Source organism: Providencia sp. PROV032 (assembly GCF_028484875.1).
GTDB lineage: Bacteria > Pseudomonadota > Gammaproteobacteria > Enterobacterales > Enterobacteriaceae > Providencia > Providencia rettgeri_E.
The window spans coordinates 1-4,088 of sequence record NZ_JAMPSX010000059.1 but is presented as its reverse complement, the minus strand read 5'-3'; the positions used below and the strand labels follow the sequence as shown (position 1 = coordinate 4,088).

Sequence of the window (4,088 nt, the reverse complement as noted above, 5' to 3'; positions counted from 1 at the left end):
CTGTTGGAAATTTTCGATGTGTTGCTGCAGTGGCTAAATGTTAACTGGCGTGCAGTTATAGCCACGATAAGTCTGATTTTATCAGTCTACTTTGCCTATCAAAAGATAGGAAACAAGATCGGTTTAAAGTATCAGGTCGACATTGGTCGTTACTCCGATGAACAAATTAATAACTTGGTCATATCTAATCGAAAAGACAAAACAATATCAATTTGGTCAATTGATGCTGTGTTAGAAAATGACATTAAATTTGAGGTTTATAAACCTGAAGCTCCCTTGATTTTGAAGTCTGGTGAGTCTATCAGTGTTTCTCCCGAGCAATACTCGTATTTACACTTAGACGGTGATAAGTTTGTACCCAAATTCTTATTTGGGAAAATTGATTTCTATGTAAACCTTGGAAATAAAAGGGTTAAGTGTATTGATGAGAAAATCTCAGATAAACGAAATAGTTCATATCGAGTTGCTACTAAGTCCAGAGTTTCTCTTGATGGACATCTTTATAATGAAAATGTACGTTTTGTTTTGATCTACTACTTTGAAGATCAGAAGCAATTTGCTTTCTTCGAGACTAGTGGCTTTATCGGTCATGAGTGGGGGAAAACTCCAAACCATATGGGTGGAGAAAATTATGATGTTAATAGCATCAAAACTATGTTGGAGCATTACGGTTATGATGCAATGTTTTCTAACTATGTATGCCTAGAAAACTGCGGACCTAAAGACGGGTTTAAAGTAGCGTTTCGGAAAACAAATAAGTATCAAAGCGTTTAAGTGGGATTCGCGCCGCGTGGCATCTTTGGTATGCCGTGAGTTTTGTGGTGAAAGTGGTCTGCGGAAAGTTGGTTTAGGCGGCACTCACCCCTTAACGCGGCGTTAGCCCACAATCGATGTATGGTATACGGAGGAGGAATGAATTCTTGGCAAAAAATAAAGCTTAAAATCATATCGTCAGTAAACAAGATACGTTTAAATTTTCAATTAGAGAAAACACCTAAGTTTTTTCGTATCGTCATACACGAAAAAGCTAAACCTTTTTTTACGTGGACGAAAAGAGTTCTTACAGCAATCAGTTTGCTTGCCGCGTTCTATGTGTTTGACAATTCCCTTTATGCTTTTCTCTTCGGTGTTGGTGTATGGCTACTTATCACTTTTGTCGAAAAAACGGTTTTTATCTATAACAGTTTTCTCGTTATGCCACAGTTAACCTATGAACACGACCCAGCAAGATTACTAGGCACTTCATTTGGAGTTGCAGTCCCCTCGGATGGTGAGCTAGAAATACCAATTGTCGGCTTTGTGGTTGCGGACGAGGAATATGGGCGTCAAATGCATGAAACTTTAAAATACTGGACTGATAACAACACTCGTGACGAAGAGGGGCGTGTTTGCTTGAGTGCAATTGTTCTAAATCCAAAAGAGTACGTATTTCTGTGTTACCCAAACCTTGAGCACTGCTCTGTTGAACAATTTCATAAAGAAGTCGAGGGTAAGCGCAAAGAGAAGAGTTTAACAGATATTCATATACCGATGTTTGCTCTAACTATTATTGGTAAGCGATGTCAAATTGGTGAGGGTTCTTACTTCCCCACGTTTCGTGAAAAATATCGTGAGGGAGTGCCTGTCTTATTTCAAATATGTATGCCAGGTGAGCAAGGACAAGTTAAAGATATAGATGGTTTGGATGATTTTGTGCTGTTTAACCTAAAAATTAAAGACAAAGATCAGCTGACAAGAAAAGAAATTGAATACGACTACTTGAAAGTTATGGGCTAACAAGGCGTTCCAATTGACCTCGTACTGTCACGAATTTTGGTACCCCAAATAATCGTGCCAGCACTCGGCAACTGAACTTTGCGTTAGGCTCTCAAGGAGAATAAAGATTGGACGCAGTAATAGGAAAAAACGCTGTTGTTTTATTGGGAGCAATGTTTGCAGCCCTTATTGCGGGATATTTCGCGTTTACAAATCTCGTGGCATCAAAAGAAAATAAGATATCAGAATTTAGGCAGGAGTGGATTAATTCGCTCAGAAATTCTATCGCGCGATACATTTCATCACTTACATACCTATCAACACTTTATATTCATCATTCAGCGCGACCGGAAGAAAAGCGAGATAAATTTGAAATGGCTCGAGATGTAGAAGAGGTATACGCGAGAGTCAACGAGTCATACAACGACATAATTTTTCGTATCAATGACAGTGAAAAAAATGCGGAAGGTAAGAAACTAAATGATGCCTTTTTGTCGGCGCTTTATAAAACGAGAGAACACTACCATAAGAGCGAATTGTCAGAGGCTAGAAAGGCCTGTGAGCCTTTGAGAGAGGCAAGTAAACCGCTCCTAAAATATGAGTGGAAGCGCGTTAAATCTGGCGAACTAAATTACAGAATTGCTAAATACCTTGCCATAGTTGTCTTGCTAAGCGGGCTATTAGCTGCATTTTCAAATGCCTATTACATATGGAGTGAAGGTAACAATCATCACTCCAGTGTCGAAGAAAAGCCTAACAAATCAACGCAGCCGACCACTAACGCAGTGGCTGATTGAGGCGTTATACCTAATAGAGGAAACCATGGCACAAGAAGCAGCAGATATAGAAAATAGACCAAAAGAATTATTCAAGCTTCCTAATTATGGTTGCTTACCTTCTGGTAGTTTTCAAATAGATTTAAATGGTGCTCTCGGGGATTTTTTGGGTCATGACCTATTTGATCTTGATGGAAATCAGCCGATAGAGGGTAGCATACTGAAATTGACGGGTGGTCTGATTAATGTAAACCCATCAGATGAAGCTATTGAATTTTATCGTGAGCGTGGTGACGATTTTCAAATGATCAATGTAGTAGTTTGTTGCTATGCATTTGAAGAAATAGATGGTCAACTTTTTGGACTTCCATACCATGTATCGCTAAGACCTGCACAAAAAAGAGGACTACCATCATCCGTCGGAGTTGATTGGATCGATAAAATCGACTTGGAGCGCATTTTAGATGGCAACCCACATTATATGGGGTTCAATCCGTTTTCAAATGCGTTTGGTTTGTATTGTGTTGGTGAAGGAATGCCAGTTAACGAGCAAATGTGTTCAGATGTAATAGGGTTTGTTTATAACACCTATTTTCTTGCATCAAAATACGATAAGTCAGACGTTTTAGATCCCGGTTTGTGCACATCACTACTCGGTGAAAGTAAGGCTTTGCTCAATGATTACCGAAAATTTAGGTTCTCTCGATACTTTAAAGCATTTGATAACATCGAACCGGTAAAAATCTGGGGGTGCGATTCTCCTATAGAGCTTTTCTTGCTTCAAGCTATGCACAGTTTCGGGCTAAAGCCTACAATTCAAACCCACATCCTAACAGACGGAACTATTTTTCCAACTTTGCAAACAATGTGGAAAGGTGGTGTTAGAACTAAAGCTTTGAGCAAGACAATCACAGAGGCTGATTTTTACTTTGCTAAACAGCGTGTGGCGATTTTTGTTGATTCTGTAGCTCATCATTCTTCTGAAGAAGCCATTGCTAAAGATAAAGCAATAGATGACAAGCTAGAAGCTATAGGAATACGCAGTATTAGAATTTCGGGTCCCGATATCATGAACTCGCCAATAGCTTGTGCTCAGCGTGTCTTCGATATCATCGAAAATTAGGTATAACAAACGTCTAAGGCCTCAGTATACTTTTCCTAATCTGACAGAAACGCTATAGAGCATCAGTTCTAAATCGTTTCTGTCCCAAAGCGAGTGACTTACTCTCAGTCATGCTATTGAGTTTTCTTTGCTGATTAAGAGTGAAACATCAAAGACTGATAGATATGTGACTATTTATGCATATTGTGCTGCGTAAACTGAGTTTTGCATGAATCTGTTACGATAATGCACAAAACACGTCGCTTAAGCGCTAAATCACGCGAAAAATTCACTTTAATAACTATTAAATTGAATCTCTTTGTGTATTCATTACAAATTGAAAATCAGCTATATTGTTGCGATACAAACTTATTAGGGAAATACAATGTCTGAATTCTTAGAGATCTTAACTCATGCTCGTCGCTTAAAAGCTTCTGTTAAAGAGTTATCTGTTT

General features: G+C 38.7%; 5 protein-coding genes. All 5 read left to right on the top strand.

The genetic code is table 11. The features are described 5' to 3' along the window. The coding region (locus PSF42_RS20490; RefSeq protein ID WP_272680565.1) for a hypothetical protein at positions 1–774 on the top strand (774 nt) is incomplete at its 5' end. A 138-nt stretch (positions 775–912) separates the two neighbouring features. Continuing rightward, a complete protein-coding gene (locus PSF42_RS20485) occupies positions 913–1,776 on the top strand; it encodes a hypothetical protein (RefSeq protein ID WP_272517217.1) in 864 nt (287 codons plus the stop codon). A 107-nt stretch (positions 1,777–1,883) separates the two neighbouring features. Continuing rightward, the gene (locus PSF42_RS20480) at positions 1,884–2,552 is read left to right on the top strand and encodes a hypothetical protein (RefSeq protein WP_272517216.1); all 669 of its coding nucleotides are present in this window, start codon (positions 1,884–1,886) and stop codon (positions 2,550–2,552) included. A gap of 25 nt (positions 2,553–2,577) precedes the next feature. Beyond that, a complete protein-coding gene (locus PSF42_RS20475; RefSeq protein WP_272517215.1) occupies positions 2,578–3,654 on the top strand; it encodes an endonuclease domain-containing protein in 1,077 nt (358 codons plus the stop codon). A 364-nt stretch (positions 3,655–4,018) separates the two neighbouring features. Continuing rightward, positions 4,019–4,088 (top strand): H-NS family histone-like protein (locus tag PSF42_RS20855; protein ID WP_442959233.1); only part of this gene is annotated, 70 nt, incomplete at its 3' end.

Excerpts from the sequence above, each read along its gene's own strand:
- PSF42_RS20485 (WP_272517217.1), top strand. The coding sequence starts at position 913 with ATGAATTCTTGGCAAAAAATAAAGCTTAAAATCATATCGTCAGTAAAC.
- PSF42_RS20475 (WP_272517215.1), top strand. The coding sequence starts at position 2,578 with ATGGCACAAGAAGCAGCAGATATAGAAAATAGACCAAAAGAATTATTC.